We start from the raw sequence: 15,741 nt of genomic DNA, 5'->3' as shown, positions 1-15,741 counted from the left end.
AAGGGGGCAATCAGTCAAAGACAAAAGAGTCAAATCACTAGCAAAAAAACTCAAACTAGCTCAAACACTGATCATCCCAGACGGAAGAATGAGACGATCAGCAAATACCCACCCCATCGAAAATGATGGAGCGGAGTACCAAAAATATTTGGCACTGACATTCATCGGCACACTGTTGAGTTCTCAAAGAACACGCACACATCATCACGCTCCGGACTGACGTCCGACCCGCTCTGAGGCAACTGTTCCAGCCTACTTCCTCGTCCTCACGAACGCAAGTCCGTGTGGTTTTCGGAACCAGGGGCGGCTCGAAACCTTACCAGAAGGTTTGTAGCCATCAAATTCGCAGGCGCCTTCGTCCAACCTCGTTGTCCCGTTCCTCTCGGCCCGGGTCGGTGTCCGTGTCGCTCTGACCTGGAATAAGTTACGCGAACATTTCCGAGAACACCAAATCGCCAGGTCAAGGGCGGTTTCGATGGCCCGGTGCCCTTCACAGGAGGGGTAGGACCACCCCTCCATCGTGGTGCTCGTCGCGTCCGCTCACGGATCGTCCTACTTCTCGAGTAACGTTCACCGTTGAGCTGAGCGAGGAAGGGTGCCGTGACGTCGACGGGGAACATGGTGGGGTTGTTCGCCGGTATCGGCGGTCTGGAGCTCGGACTCGGGCGACACGGGTGGAACACCGAACTCCTCTGCGAGATCGAGCCGGGTGCTCAGGCAGTACTACGTACGCGCTTCCCCGACGTTCCGCTCCATCCGGACGTCACGCGTCTCCGCTCTCTCCCCCGCGATACGGAACTGGTCGCCGCAGGCTTCCCGTGCCAGGATCTCTCTCAGGCCGGACGCACGGCCGGCATCACGGGATCGAAGTCCGGGCTCGTCGACGAAGTGTTCCGTCTCGTGAAGCGTAAGAACGGTCCGCGCTGGCTCGTCGTCGAGAACGTTCCCTTCATGCTGCAGCTCGGCCGGGGTGCAGCGATGCGCCACATCACCGACGCCCTCGAGGAGCTCGGCTACATGTGGGCCTACCGCGTCGTCGATGCCCGCGCCTTCGGTCTCCCCCAACGGCGGCACCGCGTCCTGATGGTCGCCTCTCGTACCGACGATCCCCGCACGGTGTTGTTCGGCCAGGACGCCGGCATGCCCATGGAGGGCAATCCCGATCTGTTCCCCTGCGGCTTCTACTGGACCGAAGGTGTGCGCGGTCTCGGATGGGCAGTCAACGCCGTACCCACGCTCAAGGGCGGTTCGACGCTCGGTATCGCCAGCCCTCCGGCCGTGCGACTGCCGTCCGGTGAGATCGTCACCCCCGGCCTGACCGACGCGGAGAGGCTCCAAGGCTTCGACGCCGATTGGACGGCTCCTGCCGTCGAGGCGCCCGGCGTCCGTGCCGGACACCGGTGGCGTCTGGTCGGCAATGCCGTCAGCGTGCGGATGGCGTCGTGGGTGGGCCACCGTCTGAACAACCCCATCGCGTACAGCTCCGACCACGAGACCCCGCTGCTTCCGGGCGACACGTGGCCGACCGCCGCGTGGGGCGCCCGCGGACAGGCGTTCCGCGTGCACGAGTCGCAGTGGCCCGTCCAGGCTCCCTACGAGGACCTCGGCGGTTTTCTCCTCGACGCCCGTCTGCTGTCGGCGCGGGCGACGGCAGGATTCCTCCGACGCGCACGCTCCGGCAACCTGCGCTTCCTGCCCGGATTCCTCGAGGACGTCGAGAACCACCTCGAACGCATGGGTGGCTTCCCCCGAGTGGCGGCCTGAAAGACACCGTGATGGCGGCGTCGGATCGGCCCGGGACGGATCCGCGTACGAGTGCGCGGATGAGCCGGCAACGCCGACGCGACACCGTTCCCGAAGTGGCGTTGCGCAAGGAACTGCATCGCCGGGGGCGGCGGTTCTTCGTCGACCGCGCTCCTCTGCCGGGGATGCGACGCCGGGCCGACCTCGTCTTCCCTCGTCGTCGGGTCGCGGTCTACGTGGACGGCTGCTTCTGGCACAGCTGCCCGCAGCATGCGACGTTCCCGAAGAACAACGCCGAGTGGTGGGTGGCCAAGCTCGCTGCCAACGTGCAGCGCGATCGGGACACCGATGCGCGCTTGCAGGCCGCGGGCTGGGCGGTGGTGCGGGTGTGGGAGCACGAGGATCCCGTCGTCGCCGCGACGCGCGTGGAGGATGCTCTGTCGGCTCCGCCGGAAACGGATACAGGGCCGGCGCAGGGGTGATCCCCCGCACCGGCCCCTGGACCGATCCGATCAGCCCTTCGTGAGCTGTGCGTACCGGGCGACGTGCTGTTCGGCGGTGCCGAACTCGTACTCGATCGCGGTTAGTCGCTTGAAGTAGTGCCCGACGGCGAGTTCCTCCGTCATGCCCATGCCGCCGTGGAGCTGGACGGCGTTCTGGCCGACAAAGCGTGCCGCACGGCTGATCGTCGCCTTCGCGGCCGAGACCGCGCGTGCCCGCGTGGCGTCGTCGCTGTCGAGATGAAGAACGGCCAGGTAGACGGCGGACACCGCCTGCTCGACCTCCATGTACATGTCGACCATGCGGTGCTGGAGTGCCTGGAAGCTGCCGATGGGCTGACCGAACTGCTGACGCTGCTTGGAGTACTCGACGGTGTCGGTGAGCACCTTGCGCATCAGACCCACGGCTTCGGAGGACACGGCGGCGGTCGCCTCGTCGATGCCGCGCGAGACGGACGGCCATGCGCTGCCCTCCTCGCCGAGCAACGAGTCGGCGGGCAGTCGCAGACCCGAGAAGACGATGTCGGAGGCGCGTCGGTCGTCGATCGTGCGGTAGGAATGGATCTCCACACCGGTCGGCGGGTTCGTGGGGTCGAAGTCGACGAGGAACAGCGAGATGCCGTCGGTGTCGGTGCGCTCGCCCGACGTGCGGGCGGTGACGAGCAGGTGCGTTGCGAGCGGAGCGCTGGTGATGACGGTCTTCTCACCGTCGACGACCCACTCGTCGCCCTCGCGACGCGCGGTGGTGGACACGTCGTGGAAGACGTATCCGGAGGTGGGCTCAGTCGCGGCGAACGCCGTGACGGCTTCACCGGCAGCGATCGCCTCGAGGACGGACCGGGCTCGATCGACCCCTGCACGACCGAGCAGCCCGCCCCCGAGGACGACCGTGTCGACGTACGGTTCGATGACGAGTGCGTGCCCGAGCGCCTCGGACACCACCATCAACTCGACCGGTCCGCCGCCCATCCCCCCTACCTCTTCCGGGAGCGTGGCCCCGAGGATTCCGAGATCCTCGGCGAATGCCCGCCACACCTCCGGTTGCCAACCTTCGCCGGTGGTCGCGACCTTCCGGCTTTGCGCCAGGTCGTAGCGACCGGCGAGGAACTTGGTGACCGAATCACGAAGGAGCTCCTGCTCCTTGCTCAAACCGAAGTCCATCAGAGCCCCAATGCTGCTTTGGCGAGAATGTTTCGCTGGATCTCGTTGCTGCCGGCGTAGATCGACCCGGCGCGGTCGTTGAAGTAACGCAGCGGCGCGACAGCCTGCCACTCCTCACCGCTGACGTAACCGTCGGCGGGCGGCACGTAGTCGGCCACCGGACCACCGGGCGCGGTGATGTGCGGCTGGTAGACCCGACCGCGCGGACCGGCCGCCTCGAGGGTCAGCCGGGTGATCGTCTGGCTGAGTTCGGTGCCCAGGATCTTGAGCATCGACGACGCGGGGCCGGGGTTCTTGCCCGCGGATAACGCTGCAAGAGTGCGGTATTCGAGGATCTCGAGTACGTCGGTGCGGATACGTGCCTCGGCGAGCTTGGCGGAGAACGCCGGATCGTCGATGAGCCTGCCACCCGACGGACCGGGCTGTTCGGCGGCCTCCTCGGCGATTCGTTCGGCCATGACCTGCAGGGCCGGCGCTGCCGCCGCTCCCCCGCGTTCGAAGACGAGCAGGTATTTCGCGACGGTCCAGCCGTCGTCGATTTTCCCGAGCACGTTCTTCTTCGGGACGCGCACACCGTCGAAGAAGACCTGGTTCTGCACTTCCTCACCGGACGTCATGACCAGAGGGCGGATCTCGATGCCGGGCGAGGTCATGTCGATGAGCAGGAAGGTGATGCCCTGCTGCTTGCGACCGGTCTTCGACGTGCGCACGAGCGCGAACATCCAGTTCGCCTCGGTGGCGTGCGTGGTCCAGATCTTGCTGCCGGTGACGATCAGGTCGTCGCCGTCGTCGACCGCCGCCATGCTGAGCGACGCGAGGTCGGAGCCGGCCTCGGGCTCGGAGTAGCCCTGACAGAAGAAGACCTCACCTGTGAGGATCCGGGGCAGGAAGTAGCTCTTCTGTTCTTCGGTGCCGTAGGCGACGATCGCATGCGCGACCATGCGGATGCCCATCGGCGACAGGTTCGGGGCGCCCGCGAGGATCGACTCGCGGCTGAAGATGTAGTGCTGCGTTTGCGTCCAGTCGCATCCGCCGTACTCGACCGGCCAGGCCGGCGCCGCCCAACCACGCTCGTGGAGGATGCGCTGCCACTCCATGCTCGCTTCGTGGTCGGAGTACACGCTCGTCGCGAGTCGGCCGGCCCGCCGCAGTTCGGGCGTCAGCTTCTCCTCGAGAAACGATCGCACCTCGTCTCTGAAGGCGGCGTCGGCCTCTGACCACGCAAGTTCCATGTCTTCTCCCCGGAGAGCGCGACCGCCGTTGCCGGAGCATCGTGCGAATTGTCGTTAACTTTTTGAGAGTGGTACGAAATCTACTTCCACCCCAGCGGGCTCGTCAATAGACGGATATCACCTGCGGTACCGGCAGGATCTCCGACCGGGGACACGAACGATCGAGTCCCCGACTCCAGGTGGAGGGTCAGCTCGACACGAAGACGGAACGTTCACTCGTAGCGCAGGACCGGGGACGGTGGCGTTTCACCTCATGACTGCGGTCACACACTCTGATAGAACCTTGCTCTTGGGGATGTAAACGTCACTCTTTCACCGTCGGCGGGCATCGAAGATTCGGAGGGCATTCGAGTGAAGTTCCGGAGCGGGACCGCATTCATGAAGGCCACGGAGATGCCGGCCGCCGCCCGCATGCTCGACGACGCCGGATTCCACGGCCTGCTCGTCTCGGACCACCTCATCTACCCGAAGGAGTTGAAGACGATCTACCCCGGGCACGAGAGCGGCAAGCCGTTCTGGTCGCCGGAGACCGGGTCTCCATCGGACTGTCCGCGGGATGGATGCGCGAGGAGTTCGAACTGCTCGGCCAGGACTTCGACAACCACAGGGACCTCGACCGAACGAAATGATCTGGGCACTGCGCGAACTGTGGAAGGGAGGATGGATCGCGTTCCGGGGCGAGTACTACGACATCCCCGAAATGACCATCGAACCCCACCCGCCGAGCCCGGTACCGATCCTGTGCCGGCGTCATGGTGTCGCCGTGGGCCAACTGGGAGGCCACCCACTCGGGCGACCACGATCACCTCCTCGGCACCGCCGAGCAGTACCGCGCGCCGATCGAGGACTCGCCGAGAGGATCATCGCGAAGCTCACGTGAGCGCAACCGGAAACAGCAATCCTCGAACGAGAAAACCCTCACCGACAGGATCGATGAGGGTTTGGTCTGTGTGCCCGAAGGGGTCGAACCTAGCCTGTCAGGCGGACGTAACCGTCCGGTCGGCACCTCTGCCGCCAACTCGTCGTACCAGATCATGACGTCGTCGTAGTCGGGAGCGCCCTCCGGTGTCGCGACATTGTCACGGAGGCACTGGGCAAGAATCTCCATCTGTTTGTTGGACCAGGACCGATCTTGCACACACCCTCCTGTAGTCCGGGGAAGTCACGTGACGCCCCTTGCGGAGTGAAGATAGCCACAAAGATGTCGCTGAAGCCGGTCAGCAAGCCGTGTCGATTCTGTGTCGTGGCGACTCCGTAACCAGATACGAGAAAACCCTCACCGGAGTACCGGTGAGGGTTTTCGTGTGTGCGCCCGAAGGGATTCGAACCCCTAACCTTCTGATCCGTAGTCAGATGCTCTATCCGTTGAGCTACGGGCGCATGTGTATTCAATTGTCGTTGGTGACGCTACACCAACTGGCGGAGGCGAGAGGATTTGAACCTCCGGTCCCCGGTAAGGGGGACAACTCATTAGCAGTGAGTCCCATTCGGCCGCTCTGGCACGCCTCCTCGGGGATTCGATGCTCTCGAACCGCCGGATCGAAACATTACACATGCCCCCAGGGGAAACGCAAAACGCCTGGTCAGAGGCGTGTAGATGGACGGTCTCCCCCATCCTGCCGACCGGCGGTCACACGACGAGGCGCATAATCGGCTCGTGACTCCACAGACCCGCCCCGACCTCGAATCGATCCCCGCCTACGTTCCGGGCCGCTCGTTCCCCGGTGCGGTGAAGCTCGCCAGCAACGAGACGACCATCGGTCCGCTCCCCAGCGTCCGGGAGGCGATCGCCGACGCTGCCGCCGGCCTCAACCGCTACCCCGACAACAGCGCGACGGAGCTCATCGCGGCACTGTCGGAACGACTCGGCGTCCCGACCGAGCAGATCGCCGTGGGCTGCGGATCGGTGAGCCTGTGCCAGGAGCTCGTGCAGATCACGTGCGATGCGGGCGACGAGGTGATCTTCGCGTGGCGGTCGTTCGAGGCGTACCCGATCATCGCGGCCGTCGCCGGCGCGACCGCCGTGCGCGTCCCGAACACCGCGGACCACGGTCACGACCTGAAGGCCATGCTCGCCGCGATCACCGACCGCACGCGGCTGATCTTCGTGTGCAATCCCAACAATCCCACCGGGTCGCTGCTGGGCAAGGAGGAGCTCGCGCAGTTCCTCGACGCCGTCCCCGAGCACATCGTCGTCGCCCTCGACGAGGCGTACTTCGAGTACGTCCGCCCCGAGCCCGGTGAGGATCTGGCCGACGGTCTCGAGCTCGCGGAGGGTCGCCGCAACGTCGTCGTGCTCCGCACCTTCTCCAAGGCCTACGGTCTCGCCGGTATCCGCGTCGGATACGCGGTCGCCGACCCGTCCGTCGTGACGGCGCTGAGCAAGGTCCACACCCCATTCTCCGTGAACTCGCTCGCCCAGACGGCTGCCGTGGCCTCGCTCGCCGCCGCGACCGAGTTGCTCGCGCGCACCGAGGGCGTCGTCGCCGAGCGGGAACGGGTCCACGCGGCACTCGTCGAGGCCGGCTACGAGGTGCCCACGAGTGCCGCGAACTTCCTCTGGCTGCCGCTGGGTGAACGCTCCGCCGCGTTCTTCGAAGCCGCAGCGGAGGCAGGCGTGGTGCTCCGCAACTTCACGGGCGAGGGCACCCGGGTGACGATCGGCGACCCGCATGAGAACGATCTCTTCCTCGACTTCGCAACCGGGCAGGGACGGGCACTCGCCGGCATCGACTGATCCTGTGACGAGACCCAACCGTTATAGCTGGGTATCGGTGGCGTGACCCGGCCCTGACAAACTCGGGCGGTCGGATCGGGTCGGGTGGCGGAGGAACTGCATGGGGGCAGGCAAGGTGCGGCGCGCCCTGTCGGCCTGCGCAGTCGTCGGCTCACTGGTCGCCTTCGGTGGTGCGGCACCTGCCGGAGCCGCGCCGACGAGCACAATCCCCTCGAACGCCGTCCCGCTCCGGGTGATCGCATTCGGCGACCTGCACGGAAATCTGCTGCCCCCGCAGGGACTGCACGGCGAGGTCGTCCGGTCGGACGGCGTCTCGGTCCCCGCGGGGGGTGCGGCCTATCTCGCCGCCTACGTCCGGCAGCTCAGGGAACAGGCCGACAACTCCGTGCTCTACGCCGTGGGCGACACGTGGGGTTCGTCGCCGCTCGAGTCGGGCCTGTTCCACGACGAGCCGACCATCGCCCTGCTCGACGAACTCGATCTCACCGCCGCGACCCTCGGCAACCACGAACTCGACCGCGGCTACGCCGAACTCGAGCGACTGCGGGACGGCGGTTGCCACCCGAAGGAAGGGTGCCTCTACACCGAACCGTTCGAGGGCGCGAACTTCCCGATCCTCGGCGCCAACCTCACCACGACGGACGGCACACCGGCCGCACTCCCCTACAGCATCGACTACGTCGACGGACTGCCCGTGGGCGTCATCGGTGTCGTGCCGAGCAACACCCCCGACATCATCCGGCCCGACGCGATCGCGGGACTGCAGTTCGAGGACGAGATCGCCGCTGTCAACCGCACCGCCGACATCCTCGGTGCGCTCGGCGTCCGTTCGATCGTGGTGCTCTACAAGGGCGACATCGGGGCCATCGACGGCGACGATCCGTGTCCGAGCGGGGACGACGGAGCGGCGGCGATCGCGACGTCCGTCTCCCCCGACGTGGACCTCATCGTCACCTCCGACGGCGACCGGCACTTCAACTGCACCTACACCGACCCGGCGGGCAGGCCGCGCACCGTCGTGCAGGGTGCTTCGCACGGGCGCATCCTGTCGGTCGCCGACCTCGTCATCGACCGGCAGAGCCGGGAGGTGCTGCGCGACCGAACCGTCGTGTTCACGCAGGTCGTCACGCACGACATCGATCCGGATCCGACCACTCTCGAGTTCGTCGACCGGGCAGTCGAGAAGTCGGCGGAGGTCGCGAACCGGTCCATCGCGCGCATCGGCTCCGACGTCACGCGCAGCGAGAGCCCGAGCGGAGAGTCGGCGCTGGGCAATCTGGTGGCCGACGCACAACTCGCGGCGACGCGGCATCTCGGCGCGCAGATCGCGCTGATGAACCCCGGCGGACTCCGCGGCGACCTCCTCGCCGGCGACGGCACCGTCTCGTACCGGGAGACCTACGCCGTGCAGCCCTTCGGGAGCATGCTGCAGGTGCTCGACCTCACCGGAGCCCAACTCGACGTGCTGCTCGAGCAGCAGTTTCAGGACAGCCCGGTCGGCTCGGAGGTCGAACGCATCCTGGCGCCCTCACACAATCTGACCTACACGCTCGACCGCCTGGCGCCGCGCGGCGAACGGATCCGTTCGATCACGATCGACGGCGAGGCCGTCGACCCCGAGCGTGTGTACAAGGTCGTGATGAACAACTTCCTGGCCGGCGGCGGAGACGGTTTCACCGTGTGCACGGAAGCGCACGGACTGGTCGGCGCGGGCAAGGATCTCGACGCCCTCAACAACTATCTGGCGACCCGCTCACGCGTGGAGCCGCCGGCCGTCGACCGCATCCGCCTCCACTGAGACGGTGCCGTCGACGCGCGATCAGCGGAGTCGGAGTGCGTCGGCGAGGGTCGGCCACGCGGCCTTGATGTCGTCCTGCCAGTAGCCCCACGAATGCGTGCCCCACGGGCGGTAGACGACCTGCGCGGGGATACCGAGTTCGCGGAGGCGACGGTCGTAGGTGACGGTGCACACGAAGGTGCCGATCTCGAGCGGCGCGCCGACGGTGAGCACGTCCTGACCGGCGCCGAGATCGTGCGGGCCGAGCAGGCCGTTGCCGGTGCTGAGGAAGACCTCCTTGCCGCGCAGCTTCTCGGCGAGCAGGTAGGAGTCGTGCTCCTCCCATCGGGCGTCGTCGGGCGGTCCCCACATGTTGTCGGGGTTGCCGCCCTTGTACGCGACGGTTCCGCGGACGGTGTCGCGGGAGCGGTCGCTGGAGGTGTCGTAGCAACCGCTGAGCGCCGCGACTCCCTGGTAGAGGTCGGGATTGCGGGTGATCAGGGACATCGCCCCGGTGGCGCCCATCGACAGGCCCGCGACGGCGTTGGTGCCGTTGCCGTCGAACTCGGCGTCGATCAGCGGGGGTAGTTCCTCAGTCAGGAAGGTCTCCCACTTGTTGATCCCGAGCACGGGGTCGGGGTTGTTCCAGTCGGTGTAGTAGCTCGCGGTGCCACCCACGGGAAGGACGACGTTGGTGTTCTTGTCGGCGAAGAACTCCGCGATGTCGGTGCGTTGGGTCCACGTGCTCTCGCGGAACTCGGACTCCTCGCCGGCGCTGACGCCGTCGAGCAGGTAGAGGGTGGGGCGCGGCCCCGCCGAGGCCGGGTGCAGCACCTGCACCGGCACGACCCGGTTCATCGCGGCCGAGTGGACGAACAGCTTCGTCTGCCTGTCGCCGACCCGCTCGACATGGTCGATCCTGGCCGACACCGGCTGCACGTGCGCCGGTTGTGCATGGATCGGTTGGGCATGGGCGATCGTCGTGCCGGAGACCGGCACCATCAGGGCCACCGCTACAGCCGCCGCGCGTCTCTTCACCATCGAACTCCCCGTCCCCCGACGACCTGCAGTGATCTCACAGTCACTACCTGTACCCGGTCAAGCGGACCTGCACGCGACCCTAATATTCACCCTCCTATTCGTGACGAATCGGAGGATCCACGGCCGCGTCGCCCCCGCCGGGCGGCGGGAGCGACGCGTGGGAGAGCTGTGTCGGTCAGCGGAGGTGGTGCACCTCCTGCAACCCGTAGACCGGGGTCGGAAGGCCCTCGTAACGCGCCTTGAGTTGCAGCGCCAAGTAGAGCGAGTAGTGCCGCGACTGGTGCAGGTTGCCGCCGTGGAACCACAGGCCGTCCTGCTGCGTGGGCTTCCACATGTTGCGCTGCTCACCCTCCCAGGGGCCGGGGTCCTTGGTGGTGTCGGAGCCCAGGCCCCAGCACTTGCCCACCTTGTCGGCGACCTCCTGCGAGATCAGGTCGGCGACCCAGCCGTTCATCGAGCCGTAGCCGGTCGCGTAGACGACGAGATCGGCCTCGAGTTCGGTGCCGTCCTCGAGGATCACCGACGTCTCGGTGAGTTCGCGGACGTTGCCGTGGGCGAGCTTGATGTCGCCGTTCGCGACGAGTTCCGAGGCACCGACATCGATGTAGTAGCCGGATGCGCGACGCAGGTACTTCATGAACAGGCCCGAACCGTCGTCACCCCAGTCGTGCTGGAAGCCCGCCTTCTCGAGCCGGTCGTAGAACTCGGCGTCGCGTTCGCGGATCTTCTCGTAGATGGGGATCTGGAACTCGTGCATGATCCGGTACGGCAGGGACGCGAAGGTCAGGTCGGCCTTCTGGGTGGTGACGCCGGCGGCGAGGGCCCGCTCGGAGTACAGGTCGCCGAGACCGAGATCCATCAGCGAATCGGACCGGACGATGTGCGTCGACGAGCGCTGCACCATGGTGACGTCGGCGCCCACCTCCCACAGGGCACCGCAGATGTCGTGGGCACTGTTGTTGGCACCGATCACGACGGCCTTCTTGCCGGCGTAGGCGTCCGGACCCGGGTGGGCGCTGGAGTGGTGCTGCTCGCCGCGGAACAGGTCCATGCCGGGGAAGTCGGGGATGTTCGGCTTACCCGACATGCCGGTCGCGATGACGAGCTGCTTCGGCCGGAGGACCACCGGTTCGCCGTCGCGCAGGACGTTGACGGTCCATTCGCCCGTTGCCTCGTCGTAGCTCGCGGAGGTGCACTCCGACTTCGACCAGTAGGGGACCTCCATCACCTTCGTGTACATCTCGAGCCAGTCCGCGATCTTGTCCTTGGGCGCGAAGACCGGCCAGTTGTCGGGGAACGGCATGTACGGCAGGTGGTCGTACCAGACGGGGTCGTGCAGACACAGCGACTTGTAGCGGCTGCGCCACTGGTCGCCGGGACGGTCGTGCTTGTCGAGCACGATTGCGGGAACACCGAGCTGACGCATGCGCGCACCGAGCGCGATACCGCCCTGACCACCACCGATGATCACGATGTAGGGCTGACGCGTGTAACCGAGTTCGCGTTCCTCGATCTCGCGCTGCTCCGACCACGTGACCCTCTGCTTGTCGGCGCCGTGCTTCGTGCCGCGGGGACGACGCGTGCCCTTGTTCTCCTCGTATCCCTTCAGCTCCTGCATCGTGGTCAGCAGCGTGAAGGCGCGGTCCTGGCCGCTCTCCTCGTCGCGCTTGAGACGCAGGTGGCCGACGCCGCGACCGACTGCGGTCTCGAACGCGATCCAGGCGCTGAGTACGCCGTCGTCGTCGCTCGCTGGTTCGGTGGTGCGGAAGCCGCTGGGATCGGTGTCGGCGAGTCGCGCGTGCAGCATGTCCGAGACGCCCTCGCGTCCCTCGACGGTCTTGAGGTTCCAGGTGAAGGCGACCAGGTCGCGCCAGAAGGAATCGGTGCCGAACAGGCCCGCAGCGGCGTCGACATCGCGCTGTGCGAGGGCGGTTTCGAAAGCTTGCAACCAGGCGTCGACGCGTTCGTCGGGCGTCGCGGTGCCGGAGGTCGTGGGCTTGTCGAGGGTGTCGGTCATGGTGAGTCCTTTCCCGTGGTGATGTGATCCAGGACACTCCCCGCGGCCGGTCCCCCGCAAGCGTTGCGTCACGTTGCACGGCGCCCCACTTGTGGCGCAGCACACATTTGCCACCTATGCTCCGAGGACGACGACGAAGAGGAGACCGTGACCACGTTCAGCGCGATCGCGCCCGGCACCGACCTGTCGCGCTACGCGCGCGAGTTGACGCGGATGCACGACGCGGTCATCGGCGGCGCCCGGTCACCCATGCGACCCCGTCCGCTCGTGTCCCGTTCGTGGCAGCGCGTGCTCGACGCGGGCCTCGATCCCACCGGCACCAACGAACGCAGCCGGCTGCCCGTCGCGGAGATCGAGCGACGTCGCCGCGCGTCCGCCCTCTCCGCGGTGATCGGCGATCTCGAGCAGGTCATCACACCCGTCGCCGACGCCTCGCATCTGCTGCTGGTGGTGACCGACGCCGACGGCGTGATCCTCTGGCGCAGCGGTTCGGCACCGATCCGGTCACGCGCCGACGCCCTCGGTTTCCAGGAGGGAACTGTGTGGACCGAGTCGACCGTCGGCACGAACGCCATCGGCACGGCGCTCGCGGAGGCCGCGCCCGTGCAGTTGTTCTCGGGTGAACACTTCGAGACGACCCAGCATCCCTGGTACTGCACCGCTGCGCCGATCCACGATCCGATCCGCGGCGACCTGCTGGGCATCGTCGACGTCAGCGGTCCCGCGCTGACCCTGCACCCGGCCATCATCGCCCTCGTCGACACCGCCGTCCGGCTCGCCGAAGCACAACTGTGGCGACGGCACGAGGTGCGACTCGAACGGCTGCGCACCGAGGCTGCTCCGTTGCTGTCGTCGACGCGGGGACCGGTGCTGCTCGTCGACGAGGACGGTTGGGTCGCGCACGCCTCCGGTATCGCCGCCGAGCGGGTCGCGGTTCCGCGGCACGCACGCCCACTGACCGTTCCCGGTATGGGACTGTGTGTGCCCGAGCGGCTTTCGCACGGCTGGCTGATCCGCGGCGCGGCCTCGTCGTCGCGCATGCGGATGGTGCTGCACGTGTCGTCGTCGCCCACAGTGGAGGTCTTCGGGGACGACGACTCGTGGCACAGCATCGTCACCGCACGTCAGGCCGAGATCCTGCTGTTGCTGCACGAGCGCGGCCCGGACGGCATGACGGTCGCAGCGCTCAGCCGGGCCCTCTACGGGGACGACGACCATGCCGTGTCGGTCCGCGCCGAGGTGTCGCGACTGCGACGCGCGATCGGGGACGTGATCGAGAGCAAGCCCTACCGGCTCGCCACCACCGTCGACCTGTCGCTGGATCTCGGTGCGGACGAACGCCTCGCCGACTCCGAGTTCGTCCGCCGGTCGGGGGCGCCGGGGGTGCGGGCACTCGGCGTCTACCGCTGACACGGCCGGGGGCATGTTTCCGCCCCTCGGGGACCGGGAACGCACCAGTGAACCCAAGTCGCCGAACATGCTGGAGACACAATGACCGTTCTCGTCGTCACGGACAGCCCCGAAGGTCCGGCACAGAAGATCGCCCGGCTCGTCGCCGACGCGCTGGGAGAGCGGGACATCGACGTCACCGTCGGTGACACCTCCGATCTCGAGCGGTCGGAAGAGTTCGAGGGCGTCGTCTTCGGAGGCGAGGTCGACGCCGGCGAGTACTCGCCCGACACCGTCGAACTGTTGTCGTCGCGGGCCTCCGGGCTGAGTCAGCAGCTCGTGTGGTTGTTCGCGGTGGGCGACGAAAGCACCGAGGACACAACGGATCTGGTGTCCGAACTCGCCGCGCTCGACTACCGGTCGTTCAGTCCGTCCGCAGGCGAGGACGAGGTGCGGTCGTGGGCCGCCTTCATCGCCGACGAGATCGACGGACACAGCTGAACCCGCACGTTCACCCGAGCGAAGGGCCACCATGCTCCACACGGATGTCGCACCGGGCGTGCATCGCCTCGCGCACGCCGACGTCAACGTCTACCTGATCGAGGACGACGCCGGAGTGACCGTCGTCGACACGGGACTACCCGCGACCGCTGGTCGCATCGAAGAGGCGATCTCACGCATCGGTCGCCGGATCGACGACGTGCAGGGAGTCGTCCTCACGCACGCCCACTTCGATCACGTCGGGTCGGCGAAGCGGCTGCGTGAACGGTGGCGGGTTCCGGTATGGGCGCATCGCGACGAGAAGTTCCTCGCCGCCCACCCCTATCGCTACCAGCACGAACGCAACCGGCTGCTCTATCCCGTTCGATATCCCGCCTGCATCCCCGTTCTCGCCCGGATGACCGTGGCCGGTGCGCTGTGGGTGCGCGGGGTCCACGACGTGACGCTCTTCCAGGACTCCCAACCGCTCGACCTGCCGGGCCGCCCCGTCCCCCTGCACACACCCGGCCACACCTACGGGCACTGCGCGCTGCATCTCCCGGACCGCGACACCGTGATCGTCGGCGACGCCATCGTCACCCTCGATCCGTACACGGACAGGCGCGGTCCGCAGATCGTCTCGGGTGCGGCGACCGCCGACAGCAGGACCGCCCTCGCCTCGCTGGCGGCCATCGCCGGCACCGGCGCGAAGCACGTCCTCGTCGGCCACGGTGAGCCCTGGCACGACGGTGCGGCCGCGGCCGTGGAACGAGCGGTGGCCGCCGGACCGAGCTGACAGATGTGATCGGTCCACGGGAACCGGGGACATGCCCGCACGGCGCGGGCACACCGGCCGCATGAATCCTCTCGGTGCCACTCTTCTGACCGGCGTCGCCGACCCGAAGCTCGGGGCTTTCTCACGGTTCGACGGAAGCTGGGGACGAGGGGCGCACCTGGATCCTCGAGGAGAAGATGGTCGCCACCCGGCGGTAGAAACGAGAAGAGGCTCCGGCTCCGACTCCCTGACGAGTGCCGGAACCTCTTCCGTGGCGGAAGCGGAGGGATTTGAACCCCCGTTGGTGTTACCCAAGCTCGCTTTCAAGGCGAGTGCATTCGGCCGCTCTGCCACGCTTCCGCGGCAGATCCTAACCGCTCCGCGCAAGCAGGGCATAACCGATTCGCGACCTCAGCAGTCGGCCAGAGTGTGCTCGACGCGCGCGAAGACCCGCGCCAGCATGTCGAGCTCGTCGGCCGACAGCAGGTCGATGAGGTAGTTGCGCACGTCGTCGACGTGGGTGGGGGCGGCCTCCGCCAGACGCCGCCTGCCTTCGTCGGTGATGGTGGCGAGCACACCGCGACCGTCGTCGGGGCACGAGCTGCGCACGACCATCTTCTCCTGCTCCATCCGCCGGATCTGATGGGTGAGCCGGCTGCGTGAGGAGAGCACGCCGTCGGCGAGATCGCTCATGCGCAGGGCGCCCTCGGGGGCTTCGGAGAGCATGACCAGGATCCGATATTCCGCCAGCGACAGGTCGTGTCGGTCGTTGAGAGACCGACTGAGGGCGCTCATGAGACGGTTGTTGCCGTCCATGTAGAGACGCCAGGCCTCCTGCTCCTTTGCGGTCAGCCACTTGGGTTCGTCTCGTTCGCTGGTCACGCCGGGA

The 15,741-nt window shown here is 67.0% G+C and carries 13 protein-coding genes and 3 tRNA genes; 8 read left to right on the top strand and 8 right to left on the bottom strand.

All coding sequences use genetic code 11. From position 1 onward, the window contains the following. The 3 genes from AC6CID_RS11110 to AC6CID_RS11100 form a co-directional block, all read left to right on the top strand. On the top strand, window positions 1–220 hold a 220-nt coding region (locus AC6CID_RS11110), incomplete at its 5' end, for a hypothetical protein (protein ID WP_498353951.1). Between the two features lie 398 nt (window positions 221–618). Next, entirely contained in the window at window positions 619–1,764 is a 1,146-nt protein-coding gene (locus tag AC6CID_RS11105) for a DNA cytosine methyltransferase (protein WP_024102730.1), read from the top strand. 11 nt (window positions 1,765–1,775) lie between these two features. Further along, a complete protein-coding gene (locus tag AC6CID_RS11100) occupies window positions 1,776–2,225 on the top strand; it encodes a very short patch repair endonuclease (protein WP_064062009.1) in 450 nt (149 codons plus the stop codon). A gap of 30 nt (window positions 2,226–2,255) precedes the next feature. Here AC6CID_RS11100 and AC6CID_RS11095 read toward each other — a convergent pair whose 3' ends face one another. From AC6CID_RS11095 to AC6CID_RS11080, 4 genes are all read right to left on the bottom strand, one after another. Continuing rightward, the gene (locus AC6CID_RS11095; RefSeq protein WP_094979572.1) at window positions 2,256–3,404 is read right to left on the bottom strand and encodes an acyl-CoA dehydrogenase family protein; all 1,149 of its coding nucleotides are present in this window, start codon (window positions 3,402–3,404) and stop codon (window positions 2,256–2,258) included. Continuing rightward, the gene (locus tag AC6CID_RS11090) at window positions 3,404–4,636 is read right to left on the bottom strand and encodes an acyl-CoA dehydrogenase family protein (RefSeq protein ID WP_064853103.1); all 1,233 of its coding nucleotides are present in this window, start codon (window positions 4,634–4,636) and stop codon (window positions 3,404–3,406) included. Before AC6CID_RS11090 ends, AC6CID_RS11095 begins: the two co-directional genes overlap by 1 nt. Window positions 4,637–5,943: 1,307 nt before the next feature. Continuing rightward, window positions 5,944–6,016: transfer RNA gene (locus AC6CID_RS11085), tRNA-Arg, on the bottom strand. A 37-nt stretch (window positions 6,017–6,053) separates the two neighbouring features. Continuing rightward, window positions 6,054–6,145 (bottom strand) — tRNA-Ser (locus AC6CID_RS11080). A 148-nt stretch (window positions 6,146–6,293) separates the two neighbouring features. Between AC6CID_RS11080 and hisC the strand changes: the two genes are divergently transcribed. Together hisC and AC6CID_RS11070 are read left to right on the top strand one after the other, a co-directional pair. Further along, complete coding sequence (hisC, locus tag AC6CID_RS11075; RefSeq protein ID WP_498353950.1) at window positions 6,294–7,373, top strand: histidinol-phosphate transaminase; 1,080 nt, start codon at window positions 6,294–6,296, stop codon at window positions 7,371–7,373. Window positions 7,374–7,473: 100 nt separating this feature from the next. Continuing rightward, the gene (locus AC6CID_RS11070) at window positions 7,474–9,171 is read left to right on the top strand and encodes a bifunctional metallophosphatase/5'-nucleotidase (protein ID WP_498353949.1); all 1,698 of its coding nucleotides are present in this window, start codon (window positions 7,474–7,476) and stop codon (window positions 9,169–9,171) included. 21 nt (window positions 9,172–9,192) lie between these two features. Here AC6CID_RS11070 and AC6CID_RS11065 read toward each other — a convergent pair whose 3' ends face one another. Both AC6CID_RS11065 and AC6CID_RS11060 read right to left on the bottom strand, forming a co-directional pair. Beyond that, window positions 9,193–10,191 (bottom strand): alpha/beta hydrolase, encoded by a 999-nt coding sequence (locus AC6CID_RS11065; RefSeq protein ID WP_220667058.1) that lies wholly within the window; start codon window positions 10,189–10,191, stop codon window positions 9,193–9,195. A 175-nt stretch (window positions 10,192–10,366) separates the two neighbouring features. Then, window positions 10,367–12,208 carry an NAD(P)/FAD-dependent oxidoreductase gene (locus tag AC6CID_RS11060; RefSeq protein ID WP_064062118.1) on the bottom strand — a complete coding sequence of 614 codons (1,842 nt, stop codon included), beginning with the start codon at window positions 12,206–12,208 and terminating at the stop codon, window positions 10,367–10,369. A 147-nt stretch (window positions 12,209–12,355) separates the two neighbouring features. On the opposite strand from AC6CID_RS11060, the gene AC6CID_RS11055 reads away from it, so the two are divergent. The 3 genes from AC6CID_RS11055 to AC6CID_RS11045 all read left to right on the top strand — a co-directional run bounded on the left by AC6CID_RS11055 (window position 12,356) and on the right by AC6CID_RS11045 (window position 14,873). Beyond that, window positions 12,356–13,618: a helix-turn-helix domain-containing protein gene (locus AC6CID_RS11055; RefSeq protein WP_019290322.1), complete on the top strand. Its 1,263-nt coding sequence runs from the start codon at window positions 12,356–12,358 to the stop codon at window positions 13,616–13,618. A gap of 81 nt (window positions 13,619–13,699) precedes the next feature. Further along, window positions 13,700–14,098, top strand: coding sequence for a flavodoxin domain-containing protein (locus AC6CID_RS11050; protein ID WP_006553498.1), 399 nt, complete (start codon window positions 13,700–13,702; stop codon window positions 14,096–14,098). A 31-nt stretch (window positions 14,099–14,129) separates the two neighbouring features. Beyond that, on the top strand, window positions 14,130–14,873 hold the full coding sequence (locus tag AC6CID_RS11045; RefSeq protein WP_498353948.1) for an MBL fold metallo-hydrolase: 744 nt from the start codon (window positions 14,130–14,132) through the stop codon (window positions 14,871–14,873). A 251-nt stretch (window positions 14,874–15,124) separates the two neighbouring features. On the opposite strand, the gene AC6CID_RS11040 is transcribed toward AC6CID_RS11045, so the two are convergent. Together AC6CID_RS11040 and AC6CID_RS11035 are read right to left on the bottom strand one after the other, a co-directional pair. After that, window positions 15,125–15,212: transfer RNA gene (locus AC6CID_RS11040), tRNA-Ser, on the bottom strand. Between the two features lie 51 nt (window positions 15,213–15,263). Then, a complete protein-coding gene (locus tag AC6CID_RS11035) occupies window positions 15,264–15,734 on the bottom strand; it encodes a MarR family winged helix-turn-helix transcriptional regulator (RefSeq protein WP_064061115.1) in 471 nt (156 codons plus the stop codon). Window positions 15,735–15,741 lie beyond the last annotated feature (7 nt).

Source organism: Rhodococcus sp. GQ147 (genome assembly GCF_059759155.1).
Note: the sequence above shows the minus strand (reverse complement) of the source record. Positions and strands in the feature narration are given on the sequence as shown.

Bases quoted from the DNA above. Each gene is read 5' to 3' on its own strand.
- AC6CID_RS11065 (WP_220667058.1), bottom strand. From the start codon at position 10,191: ATGGTGAAGAGACGCGCGGCGGCTGTAGCGGTGGCCCTGATGGTGCCG.
- AC6CID_RS11060 (WP_064062118.1), bottom strand. From the start codon at position 12,208: ATGACCGACACCCTCGACAAGCCCACGACCTCCGGCACCGCGACGCCC.
- AC6CID_RS11100 (WP_064062009.1), top strand. From the start codon at position 1,776: ATGGCGGCGTCGGATCGGCCCGGGACGGATCCGCGTACGAGTGCGCGG.
- AC6CID_RS11095 (WP_094979572.1), bottom strand. From the start codon at position 3,404: ATGGACTTCGGTTTGAGCAAGGAGCAGGAGCTCCTTCGTGATTCGGTC.
- AC6CID_RS11045 (WP_498353948.1), top strand. From the start codon at position 14,130: ATGCTCCACACGGATGTCGCACCGGGCGTGCATCGCCTCGCGCACGCC.
- AC6CID_RS11090 (WP_064853103.1), bottom strand. From the start codon at position 4,636: ATGGAACTTGCGTGGTCAGAGGCCGACGCCGCCTTCAGAGACGAGGTG.
- AC6CID_RS11050 (WP_006553498.1), top strand. From the start codon at position 13,700: ATGACCGTTCTCGTCGTCACGGACAGCCCCGAAGGTCCGGCACAGAAG.
- AC6CID_RS11105 (WP_024102730.1), top strand. From the start codon at position 619: ATGGTGGGGTTGTTCGCCGGTATCGGCGGTCTGGAGCTCGGACTCGGG.
- AC6CID_RS11070 (WP_498353949.1), top strand. From the start codon at position 7,474: ATGGGGGCAGGCAAGGTGCGGCGCGCCCTGTCGGCCTGCGCAGTCGTC.